Consider the following 15,625-nt stretch of genomic DNA (forward strand, 5'->3'; position numbering starts at 1 on the left):
AATGAACTCGACCCTTAGTCGCCGCCACCACCGTCACCGCCGCTATCGGAACCGCCATCAGCGGAGCTGCGGTCTAGATGCTCTTCAACCGCAGTGGCGTATTGCCATGGAATGAAGCCGTTGTACCCGGCGCCGAAGACGAAAAGCTCATCCCCGAAACGGGGCGGGACGAAGTCGATATCTCGCCTAATATTCACGAAAGCCCACGGGCGCGCCGCGACAACGACCATCGCATACTCCCCCACCACAAGTAAGAAGTCCTCGAAAAAATGCGGGGACCGCAGATCGCCTTTCAGTGCGCGGGCCTGATCGGTGAGCCGATGGATAGACATCTCGATGTCCAGGTTTGGTTTGTAGCTGAAACGCCGGTGGTTCTCGGCAAAAACAAGATCGCTGACCAAATCATCGACAATAGCCAGTCGGGCATCTTCGTCTTCGCCCTCCGCGGCAGCGAGAATGGCTGTGTGGGAACTGATTCGGGCAATCTGGCGCGCTGACCGCATGGCAGCTGTGACCTGTTTCTTCTTAGTCCCTGGGGGCAATGGAACAATATCCGCCTTCGCACGTGCCCACTGCTCGGCTGCCCCGAAAGATAGCGGTGAACGCAGCTGCGGAATGAGCCAGTCGGTTTCTGGTATGCCCGCCATTGCGCGGTGATAGAAAGCGTCGTCGCGTGCGATTCGCTCCTCACCGGCGGCATAGACATCGCCGCCTATGATCGCGCTATCTTTCTTCCAGTAATGGGGGGTCACCTCAGTACCTCCCCGTGCAACCAGCGGCGATAGAAGCGGGCTTGAGCTCTGGACTCAAGACCCTGGCTTCTGATCGCGGACTGCAGCGAAAGGTGCTTCACGTAACCGCTCCAGATCGCGGCTGCCGGCATGTACCCGTTCAACCCTGCACCAGGCCGGTACTCACGCTGGGCAACTGTCGGCGGTACTACCCCGGCGTACTTCTTCAAGCTCGATCGCGATAGATCCATGGAAGCGAGATTCGCGTCATTCCACTCGCGCGAGGAGACACCCATATCGTGCACATGACGGGCTAATTCCTCGCAGAACCCCGGCTCATTCACTTTTCCCCGCATGGCGCCGAGTTTGCGCCATACCCATTCATCACCGAAAACCACAGCATCTGACATGAGCTCGTTAACGGCTTGGCTCCGCAACCGTTCGTCCCCGTTTTCAATCCCCGAAAGATAAGCAATGTTGCGGTGCGCGTTGATCACATCCCGTGCAGCCTCTTGCGACGACGGCTCAGCAGCGAACCGGTTCTTGATCGTTTCCCACTGGTTGCGGACCATTGGAAATGTGAGTGGGGATCTGAGCCCCTTGACCAGCCAGTCCGTTTCCTGAGCCGCCCGGAAAGAAGCTTCACCGTACGTAGCGAGCCACTCTTTAGCGTACTTTCGCTTCCGCCTCCTCGTACTGACTATCTCGAAAGTCACCAGAAAAACCACCCACACGACCGAAACGATGAGAAACAAAACTAGCCCAGCAGTCTCTGAATCGCTCGTTGAAGCGAGGAGGTGCGCACCCATGGAAATCATCCTAGAGACAACCTGCCTACACTGGCACCCGTGTTCGACTACTTGCTCTCCCTCTTTCGCGCCCGTCAGCTAGCGGAAAAGGATCCGGCTGGGCTACCCGACGCCAAATGGCTTGTCGTTGGCCTGGGCAACCCCGGCGCGAGGTATGACGCTACGAAGCACAACGTCGGCTACATGGTGCAGGACATCCTCCTCGACCAGGTCGCGGCCACCCTGGCCCCGCTCAACGGACACAAAGTGACCGTCGCCGTCGCTGACGGGGTGGCCTACGCCCGCTCCACCACGTTCATGAACTTGAGCGGCGAGGGTATCGCTCCCCTGGCCCGTGAACTGGGTATCACGCCCGATCACGTCGTGGTGCTTCACGACGAGCTCGACCTCCCGCCCGGCAAAGTCCGCATAAAACTCGGCGGCAACGAGAACGGGCACAACGGATTGAAATCCCTCACTGAGGAACTGGGCACGCGCGACTACGTGCGAATTCGGATCGGAATCGGGCGCCCGCCGAAAGGAATGCCCGTGCCGGAGTGGGTGCTCAGCTCGCTGCCGCAGGACTCAGAACACGAGGAGAAAGCTCTGACGGAGCAGTTGGAGTTGGCGGCCGAGGCGGCTGGGATCGTCGTTAAGCACGGGGTGCAGCGCGCGCAGAACGAGATCCACCCGCGTAGCTGAGTTACTTGTTCAGCTGGGCGGTGAGCGTCTCGAGGCGGTCGCACATCGCGGCGAGCTCCTTGGCGCGATGGGGCATCGGCTGGAAGCCGTCGCGCATCTCCATCGCCTGGATAAAGCCGAGCTGCTCGCGGATGTCATGCATGTGGAAGTTCGCGGCGATCTGGCGCCAATGCTCGATGGCGCGGATCGCGCCGACACCGCCGTAGCCGACAAACGCGATCGGCTTGCCCACCCACTCGGGGCCGAGCGTATCCACAGCGTTCTTCAGCGCTGCCGGGACCGAGTGGTTGTACTCCGGCGTGATGAAGATGAACGCGTCGCAGGCGTCAATGGCTTGCGACCAGCGGGTGACCTCATCGTTGTCGTACTCGCGGTTCATGAGCATCGGCATGCCGGCACCGTCATACATCGGCAGGTCGAAGTCGGCGAGGTCGATGAGCTGGTACTCCGCGCCGCTGCGATCGGCCACCTGCTCCTGCACCCAGGCGGCCACCTTCTCCGCGGTGCGGCCCTTACGGATAGATCCGACGATGACGCCGATCTTCATTGCTTCTCCTCTCGTTTGCGTACAAGTCACCTAACTCGGCTCCACTCTAATGAAGGCCATCAGGGCCTCCCGCGGTGGAGCTCGAGCAACTAGTTTCTTCAACGAGAACCAGTCCAAAGAATTCCAGGAGGCTAAGACATGGATGTCACGATCATCGGCGGAGGTTTCGCCGGGACCGCGGCGGCAATCAACTTGGCAAGAGCGAATCGGTCCGTCTGCTTGGTCGACGAAGGGCGGCCGCGCAACCGGTTCAGCGAGCACGCCCACGGCATCCTAGGAATGGACTCGATCAAACCAGTCGAGCTACTCGAAAAGGGTCATGCTGAATTCGAGTCGTTCGGCGGGACGATCGTGCGGGACCGCGCTGAGAACCTGACAAAGTCGCACGACAAGTGGTCCGTAACTCTCGCGAGCAGCAAGGCCATTGATTCCCCGCATGTTCTCGTCACTACCGGAATCACCGACGTCTTGCCTGACGTGTACGGTTTGTCCGCACTGTGGGGAACGCGGGTCTTCCACTGCCCCTACTGTCACGGGTACGAAGTGAACGGGACGGACCTCGCTGTCATCGGTGGAGAGAACCCCGGCTTCACGTTCCATATTTCCAAGCTGCTCACCAAGTGGGCGGAGACCGTCACGTTCTTCACGAACGGTCTCGATCTTCCCAGCCAAGAGACTACCTTTTTCGAAGCACTTGACATCAAGCTCGTCGACGAGCCTGTCCTGGAAGTCGGCCCGGCGGAGGGAGATCGCGTCGTGGTTCGCACGACTAACCACCATTTCGTGTTCGAATCCTGTTTCACCGGCCCACGTTTCGAACCGAACGACGAGCTGCTGCGCGAAGCTGGTTGCGATGTCGTCAACGGGTGGGTCCGCACAAAACGCGGTCTGACATCACAGCCGGGGCTATGGGCAGCGGGCAATGTGGTCAGCTCCCCCGACCAAGTTTCGCAGGCAGCAGGCGCGGGAGCAGCCGTCGGGATCGCGATCGACCAGGCACTTTTCGCCGAGAAGCTGTCCTAATTTCGCTGCTTTGCACTGGTTCGCTCTCCCACCGCACAAGCGACTACCCTCTACAGGTCATGAGCACCGCTTCCACCGTCACCGAGGCCGCCCGCCGCCGCACATTCGCCGTCATCGCCCACCCGGACGCGGGTAAGTCGACGCTGACGGAGGCGCTGGCGCTGCACGCCCACGCGATCTCGGAGGCGGGCGCGGTGCACGGCAAGGGCAACCGCAAAGACACGGTGTCTGACTGGATGGAGATGGAAAAGGACCGCGGCATCTCCATCGCATCGTCAGCGCTCCAGTTCGAATACGCTCCCGAGGGCCACACCGGTGAGCCGTATGTGGTCAACCTCGTGGACACCCCGGGCCACGCGGACTTCTCCGAAGACACCTACCGCGTGCTGTCTGCCGTCGATGCTGCCGTCATGCTGATCGACGCCGCGAAGGGCCTCGAGCCTCAAACTCTCAAGCTCTTCCGCGTCTGCAAAGCCCGCGGGTTGCCGATTGTCACGGTGATCAACAAGTGGGACCGCGTGGGCCGCGAGCCGCTGGAGCTTGTCGACGAGATCGTCACCGAAATCGACCTCCAACCCACTCCCCTCTACTGGCCTGTCGGCGAGGCAGGCGACTTCCGCGGCCTCGCTCACGTCAACGACGACGGTGAAGCCGATGAGTACATTCACTTCACCCGCACCGCTGGCGGTTCCACCATCGCCCCGGAAGAGCACTTCACCCCGGACGACGCAACCGCTAAGGAAGGCGACGTGTGGGAGACCGCCATCGAGGAAGCCGAGCTGCTCGCCGCCGACGGCGCCGTCCACAATCAGGACCTGTTCGAGCAGTGTGTGACGTCGCCGCTCATTTTCGCGTCTGCCATGCTCAACTTCGGCGTCCACCAGATCTTGGACACGCTGTGCGCCATTGCGCCCGCTCCGGAGGGCCGCGAGTCGGATCCGGCGGCGGTGGAGGCGTCGACAAGCGCGATGGATGAGTCGCGTTCGGTCGGCGATGAATTCTCCGGCGTCGTGTTCAAGGTGCAGGCGGGCATGGACAAGAACCACCGCGACACGCTCGCGTTCATGCGCGTGGTCTCCGGCGAGTTCGACCGCGGCATGCAGGTCACGCACGCGCAGTCGGGCCGCAGCTTTTCGACGAAATACGCACTCACCGTCTTCGGCCGCACCCGCGACACCGTGGAGACCGCGTTCCCGGGCGACATCATCGGTCTGGTCAACGCAGGCGCCCTGGCGCCGGGCGACACGATCTACACGGGCCGCAAAGTCCAGTTCCCGCCGATGCCGCAGTTCGCCCCCGAGCACTTCCGCACGCTGCGCGCGAAATCGCTGGGCAAATACAAGCAGTTCCGCAAAGCGCTGGAGCAGCTCGATGCCGAGGGTGTGGTGCAGATCTTGCGTAACGACGCCCGCGGCGACGCCTCCCCCGTCATGGCCGCCGTCGGCCCCATGCAGTTCGAGGTCATGCAGGCCCGCATGGAAAACGAATACAACGTCGAGACAGTGACCGAGCCGATCCCCTACTCGGTGGCGCGGCGCACCGACGCGGAGTCGGCGCCCGAGCTGGGCCGTCAGCGCGGCGTAGAAATTTTCACCCGCACCGACGGCGAACTCATCGCGCTGTTCGGCGACAAGTGGAAGCTCGCCTTCGTGGAGAAGGAGCACCCGGAGCTCACCATGGAGCCGCTCGTCGCCGACTAGCGCGTTTGGTGCGAGTTGTTTAGACCAGCCCGATCCAGTTCCAGTACGTCGCCGAGAACAGCAACACCAGCAGGTACCCAACGATTGTCAGCGGGATACCGGTCTTGAGGAACTGGCGGGTGGTGAACGCCCCGGTACCGTAGGCCAGCATGTTCTGCGGGGCGGAGACCGGCAGCAGGAAGCCGAAGCAGATGACGAACTGCTGGATGACCACGAAGCCCAATCCGCCGTTGGGCACATCCAAGGTCGCTGCGAGAGCGATGAACACCGGAATGAGCGCCGACGACAGCGAGGTGGCCGAGGCGAAACCGAGGTGGATCACAATGTTGAATAGCGAGACCAGCGCGATGGTGGCCAACAGCGGCATGTTCTGCAGTCCGATGGCACCAAAGGTCTTTTCCGACAACCACGTCGCGGCGCCAGTCTCCAGCATGAACATGCCCAAGGAAATACCGACAGCGAAGACGACGAGCGTTCCCCAGTTGATCTTCTCCTGAGCGTACTTCCAGTCCATGACGCCAATTCCGGGCAACAGCATGATGCCGATGGCCACGATGGTGATCACCGAGGAATCAATGGGGTGAAGCACGCCTTCGGTCGCCCAGAACAGCAACAGGATTACCGCGATCGCGGTAAGACGCTTTTCTGCGCCGGACATCGGTCCCATCTCTTCCAGCTGCTTGTCGACGAGCGCCTTCCCGCCCTCAATCGACTCCGTTTCCGGCTTAATCGCCCAGCGCATGATGAAGTAGAGCGCGATCGACATGAGGACGGACCAGGGCGCGGCCCAGAGGAACCATTCACCCCACGACACGGTCCGGCCCATTTCCGACTCGATGAATCCGACGGCAACGAGGTTCTGGGCGGCAGCCGTTTTGATGCCCACGTTCCACACCGATACGGCCTGGGTCGCTGTGATGATCAACAGCGCCGACAGTTTCGAGTTGGTGGCCAACCCGAAAGCCGCGACCATGCCCAGCAGAATCGGCACGACGGCGCCGGCGCGGGCCGTTGCAGACGGCACGAAGAACGCCAAAATGATGGAAATGACGATCGCGCCGATGACAATGTTCGACGTCTTCTCGCCGGCCAACCGCAGAACGTACAGGGCGAGGCGGCGGTGCAAGCCGGTCGCCTGCATCGCCACGGCCAGTGCGAGGGCGGCGGCAACGAGTGCGACGGCCGAGGACGAAAAGCCAGCCATCGCTGTCTTCAGGGCCGCGGACGTGCCGACGATCTCACCCGGGTTTTCGGGGTCCTGTGAGAATCCGAGCAGCAAGGAAATCAAGCTGATGATCAGCACGGAGCTGACCGGATAGGACACTGCCTCGGTGACCCACATGATCACTGCGAAGGCCAGCAGGCCAAGCGCGATCTGGCCCTGCCAGTCGATGGTCTCGATCGGGATGATCAGCACCGCACCGAGGGCAATGAAGGCCAAGAAGAAAGCAATCAGCTTGCCCCGGCCAGAGCTCTGGGGTTTCTCCGGGGCACCGCTGCTAGCTTCAGCTGTGGGGGTGTTGGGGTCCGTCGCCGTCGAGGGCGCGGTGGCACCGGAGGGTTCGGACGGGGTGGAAGATGACGCGGGGTTGTTGACCGCGGATGACAAGCGGAACACTCCAATCAAAGTCAGTGGAGAGACATGCGGACGCACTCTCCTCAAAGGGGTCACCTTCCAGAATACGCCCGCCTGAGACCTGAAATGCCTGGTCAGCCCCGGTTTAGGGCATGCGTTTTAGCTCACACAACCCTCCAACGTTTCGTTCATGGCCCGCTGGGCTCTGGATGCAGGAATCTGGCGCCCAAACCGTTTCCGACAGGCCTTCTCCACGGCGCGCCAGGGGTGCACAGTGCGGATGGATACGGCAGGACTGGGGGTAGTGAAGCGAGGATGTCCCTCTTACTCACGAGCCCGGGGGCGTTTTCGGGTGCGGGTTGGTGTGTTGTTTGGTGGGAACAGGGGTGGGTCGGGTCTGGTTTTGGGTGTGGGTGTTGTGGGCCCACTGGTGCCAGTGCCAGTGCCGGTGTTGGTGGTGGTGTTTCTGCGGCGGATGCGGTTGGCTGCGCAGTGGTGGGCGGGGTCTGTGGTGTTGAACTGCATGTGTGTAACCCCAGGTGTGACAAGTCCTGCTTGTCCGGTGTCGGGGTCGTAGTCCATATGGCCTTTGCCCCAGGTACCGTCACGGTTGTCGTTGTTGCATCTGTGGTGCTCGCGGCATAATCCGGTGAGGTTATCCATCGTGGTCAAACCACCCAGGATCCAGGCGAAGATGTGGTGGGCTTCGCATTCGGTCAGTGGTTTGGTGCATCCGGTCCAGGAGCAGACCCCTTGGACGGCGAGCATCGCGATGCGCTGCCCGATCGAAGCAGTGCGGGTTTTACCCATCGACAGCGGCACCGCGGTGACGGAGTCGAGCTGGAGGATGAAGTTCGCCTGGTCTGAATCAGCGGTATCCAGGGTGCCTAGGCCGAGGCGGGCCATGTCGACGACATCAATGTCGATACCTGTGTTGGTGGCAAACACCCCACCGCCGGCGGCGTGGCGGTCAGTATCGGCAAGATCGTCCATTGTCATGGCGATGACGACAGATGCCGCACCACCGCTGAGCTTTTGCTGGCCTGATTCGAAAGCTTTGAGGATGGTGGTGAATTGGTCGTAGTGGCGTTGGGGTGGCGTGCGGTAATCCGTCACACCACCGGTTTCGCCGGTGCCATCATTACCGCGCTGAGCATCACCGGTGTTGGTGTGCGGGGCGAGTCCTTTATCCAGGTGCGCTTTGAATAGTGCGGTATCACCGGCGGTGGCGGTGATGGTGATCTCGTGGGTGCCGTCCGCTTTGCGGTGCCCGATGTGGACCGCGCGGTTGGCAAAACCTGCGTTCGGGTTGTTCCGTGGGGCGTGCTTACGGTTGGCGGCGTCGACGTTGCGACGCACGAACATCCGGAGGTCTTTTACGTCCCGGGAGGCGGCTTCATCCATGGCTTGGGCGTGGATGCGGGTGCGGTCCCCGCGGGCGGGGGCAAGCAGCTTGTCGAGTTCGCGGCGGATGATGTTCTGCTTCTCCGCGGACACAGCAGCTGCTTTGGTGCGTGCTTCTTCCTGGCTGCGGCGGGCTTGCTCTTCAGCCTCACGGCGAGCGTGTTCGGTTTCCTCATTATCCGTACCGAACTCGAGCTCAAACCCTGAACCACCGGAACCATCATCGTCACCACCGGTGTCAGCCGGTTCAGGTGTCACTGGCGGGGCGAAGAGGTCGCGTCCGCGGGCGAGCCGGTCGTAGGCTTCCCCGGCCGAGAGCCCTAGTCGGGTGGTCAGGTAGGCGTTGGGGTGGACTGCCCCGACGAGTCGTCCGGCGTTGTCACGGTCGCACAGGTAGGCGAATGAAGCGTCGATAAGCGCTTTGGCGTTAAGGTGCTCCTCGAGCTTTTCCATCTCAGCGGCCACATCATGCAGCGATAGTAGAGACGGGTCGGCGAACTCCTCGCGAAGCTGCGCTAAAGCATCGCCGATAGTGTTCACGAGCTGTGCGATGCGCCCCGTCATGGTCCCCTCCCCTCGATACTGTGTGCAGCGTATCAACCGTTGCCACCATTGTACCCACTCCCAAACCATGAACGCAAGACTGTTCGAAAATATTCATCAGAACGTCCGCAGCGCGATCAAGGATGCCGAGAGGGAGACAGAGGCTGGGGACGGCCAGCGCATCTATCGGATTGAACGTGGCTGACGCCGGATTGCGTGGGACTGGCCTGTAGCGCCTAGCCGCCCAGGAATTCCATCCATTCGTCCCATTCACGCTCCATTTGAGCCTGCCCCAGAATGTAGTTCGTGTTGAGCTTGGTCACATTGCGTTCTGATGCATCCACGCTCATCTGATCCGGAAAAAAGACCTTCGCTCGGCCATCTTGCTCTAGCTCCAGAATGCGTTTCTTGGACGCGTTGTACCGCCCCGGCCGGACAATTAATGCCTCTGCGACGGCGGGATGCTTATTGAACAACCTGCGGGTCGCGATCGGCCGTGTCACCGTCGGCCGGACGTAGTCCCGTTCCTTGGTGGCGAGAACGAGGAATTTGGTGAAGCCGGCTTTCTCGGCGGCGTCGATAAGCAAGCCCCCCGAATACCCCAACGCACCGTCGACGTACTGGATACCGTCGATCTCTGCCATCGGCATGATCTTCGGCAGCGTGGACGACGCGCGCGTGACTTTGCCTACGGTCTCGATGTTCGCGAGATCCTTCTTCGTCCACTGCACGGTGTGGCCAGTGTCGGCGCGGACCGCCTCAATGTGAACCTCAGTGTCCGTGTTGGACAGGAACGCGTCCCAGTCGAACGGCAAGACATCGTTGGAGCGCTCATAAATGAACTCGGCGTTGAAGTAACCGCGACCGCGGGCCAGCGATTTCCAGCCGCCGAACTCTGCATTGGCAGCCATATTCGTGAACGCCTCGCGGGCACGGTGTGCGTCGCGGGACACGTAGTTGATCGCATGCCCCGAACCAGCCGACACTCCCCCAGCCCAGCCAAATACGACGTGTTCCTGGATGAATCTGACGATGGCGGGAGCGGTATAAGAGTTGCGCATCCCACCACCCTCGAGAATAAGGGCAGTGTCGGTGGCATCGATCATAACTTGCTAGTTTACGCGCCGGACCCCTCGAGGAAAGCCTTCATAGCGGGCCACTCGCGCTCCAGCTGCTCTTCACCAGCGGCGAAGTTCTTCTCCAGCTTGTGCACCTTGAACTCAGCGTTTTCCACCATCATGTTCTCCGGGAAGAACGCGTACGCATTGCCAGCGTTCTCCAGCTCAACGATGCGATCCTTGGCGCGGTTGTACTTGTCTGGGCGCTCGATCGTACGGCGCGCGACCTCGGGATACTTAGGGAACATACGGCGGATCATCGCTGGACGGTTGACCGGCTCGCGCACATAGTCGCGGTCCTTGGTGCCCAGCACCAGGAACTTCTTGAAACCAGCCTGTTCGGCAGCATCGATGACAAGGCCACCGCCGTCACCTAGAGCACCGTCGACGTACGGCACGCCGTCGATGTGCGCCATCGGCATCAACATCGGCATCGTGGAAGAGGCGCGGATGACCAGGTTCATGAAGTCTTCGTCGAAAAGCTCCTCGTTGTGCCATGCGACTGATTCGCCAGTGTCCGCACGCACGGCTTCGATGTGGAGCGGTGTTTCAGCCTGTTTGAACGCGTCCATGTTGAACGGCAGCTCACCGCCGCGGTCCTGGAACATGAATTCTGCGTTGAGCAGACCGCGTCCCAGTGCGAGCGAGCGCAAGCCGCCGATCTTGGGGTGGCCCATGAAGGTGGTGAATGCCTCGCGGGTGCGCTCCGCATCCCCGGACAGGAAGTTCACGGAGTGGATGGCGCCGGCGGACACCCCGCCTACCCAGCCAAATTGGACACCTTCCTCAATGAGTTTGATGATCACCGGGGCGGTGTAGGAGTTACGGGTTCCGCCGCCCTCAATGACGAGAGCAGTATCACGTGCGTCAATCATGGTTCACCAGTGTACGGGGTCACAGGCCGCCTGCGGACCATTTAGGGCGTGAGCGCCCCACCTGTAACGCCGAGGGTCTCACCGGAGATAAAAGAGGCTTCCTCAGATGCCAAGAACACGTAAGCACCAGCACATTCGACGGGCTGACCTGCCCGTCCCAGACCGGATTCCTGGCCGAACTCGGTGAGCTTCTCCATCGGCTGGCCGTAGCTCGGCTGCAGCGGGGTCCACACCGGACCCGGCGCGACAGCATTGACACGGATGCCCTTTTCCAGCAGCTCCATGCTCAAGCCCTTCGCCATGTTGTTCATCGCGGCCTTGGTCACGGCGTAGTGGTTCAGGCCCGGCGTCGGGTCATACGCCTGAATGGAGGAGGTGAAAAGGATGGACGAGCCGGGTTTCAGGTGCGGCAACGCCGCCTTGGTCACGCGGAAGGAGCCGTAGATGTTGGTTTTCATCGTGGCATCGAACTCTTCATCGTCGATGTCCAGGAACGATTCGGCGAAGATCTGGCGCGATGCGTTGTTGACCAGGATGTCCAGGCCACCCAGCTCGTCGAGGGCCGTCTGCACGGTCTTGGTGCAGGTATCTGGATCCTGCAGATCGCCTGGGATGCCCACAGCCTTGCGGCCGGCCTCCTCAATGGCGGCCAGCACGCGGTCAGCGTCGACCTGCTCTTCTGGCAGGTACGCGATGGCAACGTCAGCACCCTCACGGGCGTAAGCGATGGCGACGGCAGCACCGATGCCGGAGTCACCACCGGTGATCAGCGCTTTGCGGCCTTCGAGGCGGCCACGGCCCACGTAAGACTCCAAACCGATGTCGGCGGTCGGTTCCATTTCAACGTCCAGGCCCGGGTGGGGCTGGCGCTGTTCGGGCGGGGAGATTATCGGGTACTTGCTGCGGGGGTCAATGAGAGACATGACACCCACCGTACGCAAGAACGTTAGTCCCGGTCGCCGCTGCGCTTGACGCTCTCCTGCTCCTCCATCTCGCGCTTGGACTGTGCATCCTCGTAGACATCCCGCGCCAGCCGGTGCAGGAAACCCACGATCTTATACCGGAACAGCACGGCGTCTTGCGACCTCGGCGCCGCCTGCACCATCTCTTCCGCGTTCCACCCCATCTGGAGCTCTTTGGCCCGCAAGATCTCCGCGTCGAGTTTCACTCCGAGCAGCAGCACAATATTCATTGCCCAGACCATCACGAGCATCGCCAGGACAGACCCGAAGGCCCCGTAGGCGCTCTGAAGCCCGAAGTTGGACACGAACCAGTTGAACAGCGCCCACAGCAGGCCAATGACCACAAGCGCCAGTGCAGAGCCGACGGTGAGTAGGCGGAACCGCCCCGGCCGCACATTCGGTGCGAAGTAGTACAGGCAGGACACCAATGCGATCGCGGCGAGAATCACCACTGGGTAGCGCAACCAGTTCCAGACGGGGATGAAGATCTGGTTGAGGTAGTCCACCACCCCTTGGAGCCGCAGTGGCTCCGCGATGGGCCCTAATACCGCGTCCACGATCGATGTGCGCAGCACTACACCTGCGACCATGATCACGCCACCGAGCACCATCAGCACCGTGATCCCCCACATGGTCAGCCAGGTCACCGGTAAGCTGCGCCCCTCGGTACGGGTGTAGATCACGTTGCAGCTACGGGAAAACGCCCTCACATACGCCCACATACGCCGACGAAGAGAAAAGCGACACTAATAGCGAAATGATGATGGCCACGGTGCTCTGCTCCGGGGTACCGGCGACGTTGAGGAGAAGGTCGAGTGCTTGCTCTCGCAGCTCTTCAGGCACCGTGTCCTCAATCACCCCGCCCATGAACTCGCGCAAGTCATCTTTGTCTGACGGGAACATCAGCGTGACCAGCGAGTAAAACGCGAGCAGAGTCGGCGCCATCGCAGTAATAGTGAAATACGTCAGCGTCGCACCCCGGTCCATGAGCGCGATCGGCCCGAAATCGAGCACAGTGCGCGCGATGACGAGCTTCCAACCCTTCCAGCTCAGACGGTTTCCCCTTTGCAAAGCCTTGGGGTTCTTGTCAGGCGGATCCACCAGGACTGTCTCGCCCGGCCCGTAGGTTTGGACTAGTTGCGCAGGGCGCGCGATGATCTCTTTGTCTGCGCCCTTTGCGCTGTCGTCCTCGCTCATATCCCTCACCTTATCTGCCCGGCTCACACGTGCAGCGCATGTTCACAGCAGCTTTGCGCCAGGTTTCTCGGTTAAAATTAAAGACATGGTTCTTGTGGCAAGTGATCCCATCATCAGCGGGGATACGGCCTTTGGTCTCGGCTTCCTGTTCATGATGCTGCTCGGTGTGGCTGCGGTCGTCCTGTTCTTCTGGGCTCTGTTCAGCATCATCCTGGATAAAGGCCTTCAACCTGCGCCCAAGCTGCTCTGGGTCATTGTGGTGCTTTTGCTTCCGGTCATCGGGCCCTTGCTGTGGATCTTTCTCGGCCACAAGGTGGGGCGCCACACCACCCCACTCCAGCCTGGACAAGAACCGCCACCGTGGGAGCGCAAGGACTAAAGGAAGGTTATATCCATGGGCACTACTGAATTCGGTGAACTCGGTTTCAATGTTTCTTGGCTAGAAGTCCTGATCCTCGGCGGCATGGCCCTCCTCGCAGTGGCTTCTTTTGTTCTCTTTGTGTGGGCGATCGCGTCCATTATCAGAGCTGATTATCTCGATGGGGTCTCCAAACTCATTTGGGTCATCGTCTGCGCCCTCTTCCCCCTCATTGGCTCCTTGGTGTGGCTTTTGGCGGGGCGCAAAGGATCGGGGCGCACAGGATCCGGCCGCAGCGTCGACCCGAACTACATGCCGAGGTAGCACATGGGTTTCTTCGACCGCGTCCGCACGCTCTTCGGCCGTGACGCCGTCCCGCTCGTTGCCATGCCGCGCGACCCCCGCGAAGTGGAAGCACGCTCACTCGAGGTTCACACCGCGAACTTGAGCCCCGACACAGATGAAATCATTGTCATCATCACGCTAGACGAAGATGCGTTCCAGGAGCTTTCGCTTATCGACGCTCCCTTGCGCCTCACCTCCCCTACATCCCGTCCCGTCACATTCGTGACCGGTATCACCGGCGGTGCCCCCACGTTGGACCCGAACTACGGCTGGATCATTCCCGTCACAGACGCGACCCGCGAGGAGCTCCACGCTCTCCCGCCAGGTCCGGACGAGCATGAGTTGGCCACGATTCACGTGGGACTCATTGTGCTGGAGTAATGCGCGCTACTTCAGCACGTGCTTGAACAGCCGTTTACGCTGCCTGCGGCCTGGTGAGGTAACCAGAGCGGATCTGCACCGTGCGGATTGTCGCGGACGCCAACGCGAGCACCGCGAGCACCCAGTACGGCAGGGATGGTCCGACAAAGCCGCTCAGCCACTCAATCAACGGCGGGAACCCGAAGCCAATGTAGGTGGCCACGTAGTAAATGCCGATGACAGAGCCACGCTTTTCGGGCGGGCTGAATGTATCAACGTCCAGAAGCCCTTCGCGCAAGCACAGCCCGTACGCGAGGCCCAAGAAGACCGACGCCACGATGAACATGACCATCGATGGGCTTGCTCCGCCGAGCGCCACCAGCGTCATGCCCGTTACCGCGCACAACGCACCGACGACACCGGAGTACGGGCCGAAGTTCATCTTCCGGCCGATCGCCTGGATCACCAGACCCGACCCGAAGGCGGTCACAGCGGCAACGCCCGGCAGGAACGCCCCAGACTCGAAGTACTGTCCCACGCGTCCGGACAGGGTGACAATCGCACAGGTCATGCATGCGAAGACCCACAGACCCATGGGGAATGCAGTCGCCAACGCCTTGCCGGCGGACTGCTCCACCGCCGGCGCCAGCTCATCTGCGTCGTGAGCGCCGTCTGCATCGTCTGCATCGTCGAGCGCATCGCGCTGAATGTCTTCCTCATCCACCTCTTGATGCAGGACTTCCCGAGTGTGCGGAACATCGCCGACGATGAAGGAGAACACGATCGCACACAGCGAAAGCAGGATCGACGCCACGTACGGGATGTAAATGGCGTTGCTAGCGCTGACCGTGTGCGCGATGATCCCGGAGGCGATCGGCCCCAGCATGAAGCCCGAAGTGAGGAAGATGCCAGCCAGCGTCGTGCCTTCTGTGCCGCGCAAACGCCCGGCCCAAGCAGTGCCCGCACTGACCACCAGGCCCACGCCCAGCCCGACGACGAAGCGCGCTCCCAGCAATACCGCCGGGTGCTCCTGCCAAAACATGAGCGCGATGTTGCCCAGCATGGCCACGGTCGCGCCGACCATCACCGCCGGGCGTGAACCAAAACGGTCCGCGATGAGGCCGCCAGCGATCAGGCACGGAAACAGACCCAGGGCGTAGATACCGTACGCACTGTTGACTAGCAGCGTCGACATGTCCTGGTTTTCCCGGAGTACCACGAGCACGGACGCGAAGTGGTTCGCGGCCCATCCGGCAGAGATGAGGAACGCTACCACGCTCATGAAGACAGTCTTGGAGTCTTTCGGCGTGAAGGTGCGGGTCATTGCAGGTGCCTCCTCCCGCGGAACAATGCAACGGTTGTGACCCGGGTAACTCTACTCCCGCTAATATCTACT

At 61.4% G+C, this 15,625-nt stretch carries 17 protein-coding genes; 6 read left to right on the forward strand and 11 right to left on the reverse strand.

What is annotated here, in order from left to right:
* Window positions 1–14 precede the first annotated feature (14 nt).
* Together KBX19_RS00830 and KBX19_RS00835 are read right to left on the reverse strand one after the other, a co-directional pair.
* Window positions 15–752 carry a hypothetical protein gene (locus KBX19_RS00830; RefSeq protein ID WP_005291192.1) on the reverse strand — a complete coding sequence of 246 codons (738 nt, stop codon included), beginning with the start codon at window positions 750–752 and terminating at the stop codon, window positions 15–17.
* Window positions 749–1,540 carry a hypothetical protein gene (locus KBX19_RS00835; RefSeq protein WP_083770330.1) on the reverse strand — a complete coding sequence of 264 codons (792 nt, stop codon included), beginning with the start codon at window positions 1,538–1,540 and terminating at the stop codon, window positions 749–751. The genes KBX19_RS00830 and KBX19_RS00835 overlap by 4 nt, the downstream gene beginning before the upstream one ends.
* A gap of 51 nt (window positions 1,541–1,591) precedes the next feature.
* On the opposite strand from KBX19_RS00835, the gene pth reads away from it, so the two are divergent.
* Complete coding sequence (gene pth / locus KBX19_RS00840; RefSeq protein ID WP_255997151.1) at window positions 1,592–2,221, forward strand: aminoacyl-tRNA hydrolase; 630 nt, start codon at window positions 1,592–1,594, stop codon at window positions 2,219–2,221.
* Window position 2,222: 1 nt separating this feature from the next.
* Here pth and KBX19_RS00845 read toward each other — a convergent pair whose 3' ends face one another.
* Entirely contained in the window at window positions 2,223–2,768 is a 546-nt protein-coding gene (locus KBX19_RS00845) for an NADPH-dependent FMN reductase (protein ID WP_005291198.1), read from the reverse strand.
* A 138-nt stretch (window positions 2,769–2,906) separates the two neighbouring features.
* Between KBX19_RS00845 and KBX19_RS00850 the strand changes: the two genes are divergently transcribed.
* Window positions 2,907–3,791, forward strand: a complete 885-nt coding sequence (locus KBX19_RS00850) for an NAD(P)/FAD-dependent oxidoreductase (protein WP_255997067.1) — start codon at window positions 2,907–2,909, stop codon at window positions 3,789–3,791.
* A 59-nt stretch (window positions 3,792–3,850) separates the two neighbouring features.
* Window positions 3,851–5,491 (forward strand): peptide chain release factor 3, encoded by a 1,641-nt coding sequence (locus tag KBX19_RS00855; protein ID WP_255997068.1) that lies wholly within the window; start codon window positions 3,851–3,853, stop codon window positions 5,489–5,491.
* Between the two features lie 19 nt (window positions 5,492–5,510).
* On the opposite strand, the gene KBX19_RS00860 is transcribed toward KBX19_RS00855, so the two are convergent.
* From KBX19_RS00860 to KBX19_RS00890, 7 genes are all read right to left on the reverse strand, one after another.
* Window positions 5,511–7,100, reverse strand: a complete 1,590-nt coding sequence (locus tag KBX19_RS00860) for a DASS family sodium-coupled anion symporter (protein ID WP_255997069.1) — start codon at window positions 7,098–7,100, stop codon at window positions 5,511–5,513.
* Between the two features lie 291 nt (window positions 7,101–7,391).
* Window positions 7,392–9,035, reverse strand: coding sequence for an HNH endonuclease (locus KBX19_RS00865; RefSeq protein ID WP_255997070.1), 1,644 nt, complete (start codon window positions 9,033–9,035; stop codon window positions 7,392–7,394).
* 215 nt (window positions 9,036–9,250) lie between these two features.
* Window positions 9,251–10,120 (reverse strand): patatin family protein, encoded by an 870-nt coding sequence (locus tag KBX19_RS00870; RefSeq protein ID WP_005291211.1) that lies wholly within the window; start codon window positions 10,118–10,120, stop codon window positions 9,251–9,253.
* An 11-nt stretch (window positions 10,121–10,131) separates the two neighbouring features.
* Entirely contained in the window at window positions 10,132–11,007 is an 876-nt protein-coding gene (locus KBX19_RS00875; protein WP_255995454.1) for a patatin family protein, read from the reverse strand.
* Between the two features lie 41 nt (window positions 11,008–11,048).
* Window positions 11,049–11,930 (reverse strand): SDR family oxidoreductase, encoded by an 882-nt coding sequence (locus KBX19_RS00880; protein ID WP_255997071.1) that lies wholly within the window; start codon window positions 11,928–11,930, stop codon window positions 11,049–11,051.
* 23 nt (window positions 11,931–11,953) lie between these two features.
* Entirely contained in the window at window positions 11,954–12,652 is a 699-nt protein-coding gene (locus tag KBX19_RS00885; RefSeq protein ID WP_255997072.1) for a YihY/virulence factor BrkB family protein, read from the reverse strand.
* Between the two features lie 7 nt (window positions 12,653–12,659).
* The gene (locus tag KBX19_RS00890; protein ID WP_255997073.1) at window positions 12,660–13,166 is read right to left on the reverse strand and encodes a YhjD/YihY/BrkB family envelope integrity protein; all 507 of its coding nucleotides are present in this window, start codon (window positions 13,164–13,166) and stop codon (window positions 12,660–12,662) included.
* 85 nt (window positions 13,167–13,251) lie between these two features.
* On the opposite strand from KBX19_RS00890, the gene KBX19_RS00895 reads away from it, so the two are divergent.
* The 3 genes from KBX19_RS00895 to KBX19_RS00905 are packed head-to-tail and all read left to right on the forward strand — an operon-like array spanning window position 13,252 to window position 14,250.
* Window positions 13,252–13,545 carry a PLDc N-terminal domain-containing protein gene (locus KBX19_RS00895; RefSeq protein ID WP_005291223.1) on the forward strand — a complete coding sequence of 98 codons (294 nt, stop codon included), beginning with the start codon at window positions 13,252–13,254 and terminating at the stop codon, window positions 13,543–13,545.
* 15 nt (window positions 13,546–13,560) lie between these two features.
* Complete coding sequence (locus KBX19_RS00900) at window positions 13,561–13,848, forward strand: PLD nuclease N-terminal domain-containing protein (protein WP_255995450.1); 288 nt, start codon at window positions 13,561–13,563, stop codon at window positions 13,846–13,848.
* Between the two features lie 3 nt (window positions 13,849–13,851).
* Window positions 13,852–14,250: a hypothetical protein gene (locus tag KBX19_RS00905; RefSeq protein ID WP_255997074.1), complete on the forward strand. Its 399-nt coding sequence runs from the start codon at window positions 13,852–13,854 to the stop codon at window positions 14,248–14,250.
* Window positions 14,251–14,284: 34 nt separating this feature from the next.
* Here the strand turns inward: KBX19_RS00905 and KBX19_RS00910 are convergent, their stop codons facing one another.
* Complete coding sequence (locus KBX19_RS00910) at window positions 14,285–15,553, reverse strand: MFS transporter (RefSeq protein ID WP_005291233.1); 1,269 nt, start codon at window positions 15,551–15,553, stop codon at window positions 14,285–14,287.
* Window positions 15,554–15,625 lie beyond the last annotated feature (72 nt).

This window comes from Corynebacterium sp. CCUG 71335 (assembly GCF_024454075.1).
In the GTDB taxonomy this organism is placed as follows: domain Bacteria; phylum Actinomycetota; class Actinomycetes; order Mycobacteriales; family Mycobacteriaceae; genus Corynebacterium; species Corynebacterium genitalium.

Excerpts from the sequence above, each read along its gene's own strand:
- KBX19_RS00845 (WP_005291198.1), bottom strand. The coding sequence starts at position 2,768 with ATGAAGATCGGCGTCATCGTCGGATCTATCCGTAAGGGCCGCACCGCG.
- KBX19_RS00865 (WP_255997070.1), bottom strand. The coding sequence starts at position 9,035 with ATGACGGGGCGCATCGCACAGCTCGTGAACACTATCGGCGATGCTTTA.
- KBX19_RS00895 (WP_005291223.1), top strand. The coding sequence starts at position 13,252 with ATGGTTCTTGTGGCAAGTGATCCCATCATCAGCGGGGATACGGCCTTT.
- KBX19_RS00900 (WP_255995450.1), top strand. The coding sequence starts at position 13,561 with ATGGGCACTACTGAATTCGGTGAACTCGGTTTCAATGTTTCTTGGCTA.
- KBX19_RS00850 (WP_255997067.1), top strand. The coding sequence starts at position 2,907 with ATGGATGTCACGATCATCGGCGGAGGTTTCGCCGGGACCGCGGCGGCA.
- KBX19_RS00880 (WP_255997071.1), bottom strand. The coding sequence starts at position 11,930 with ATGTCTCTCATTGACCCCCGCAGCAAGTACCCGATAATCTCCCCGCCC.
- KBX19_RS00910 (WP_005291233.1), bottom strand. The coding sequence starts at position 15,553 with ATGACCCGCACCTTCACGCCGAAAGACTCCAAGACTGTCTTCATGAGC.
- KBX19_RS00875 (WP_255995454.1), bottom strand. The coding sequence starts at position 11,007 with ATGATTGACGCACGTGATACTGCTCTCGTCATTGAGGGCGGCGGAACC.
- KBX19_RS00835 (WP_083770330.1), bottom strand. The coding sequence starts at position 1,540 with ATGGGTGCGCACCTCCTCGCTTCAACGAGCGATTCAGAGACTGCTGGG.
- KBX19_RS00905 (WP_255997074.1), top strand. The coding sequence starts at position 13,852 with ATGGGTTTCTTCGACCGCGTCCGCACGCTCTTCGGCCGTGACGCCGTC.
- KBX19_RS00870 (WP_005291211.1), bottom strand. The coding sequence starts at position 10,120 with ATGATCGATGCCACCGACACTGCCCTTATTCTCGAGGGTGGTGGGATG.
- KBX19_RS00855 (WP_255997068.1), top strand. The coding sequence starts at position 3,851 with ATGAGCACCGCTTCCACCGTCACCGAGGCCGCCCGCCGCCGCACATTC.
- KBX19_RS00890 (WP_255997073.1), bottom strand. The coding sequence starts at position 13,166 with ATGAGCGAGGACGACAGCGCAAAGGGCGCAGACAAAGAGATCATCGCG.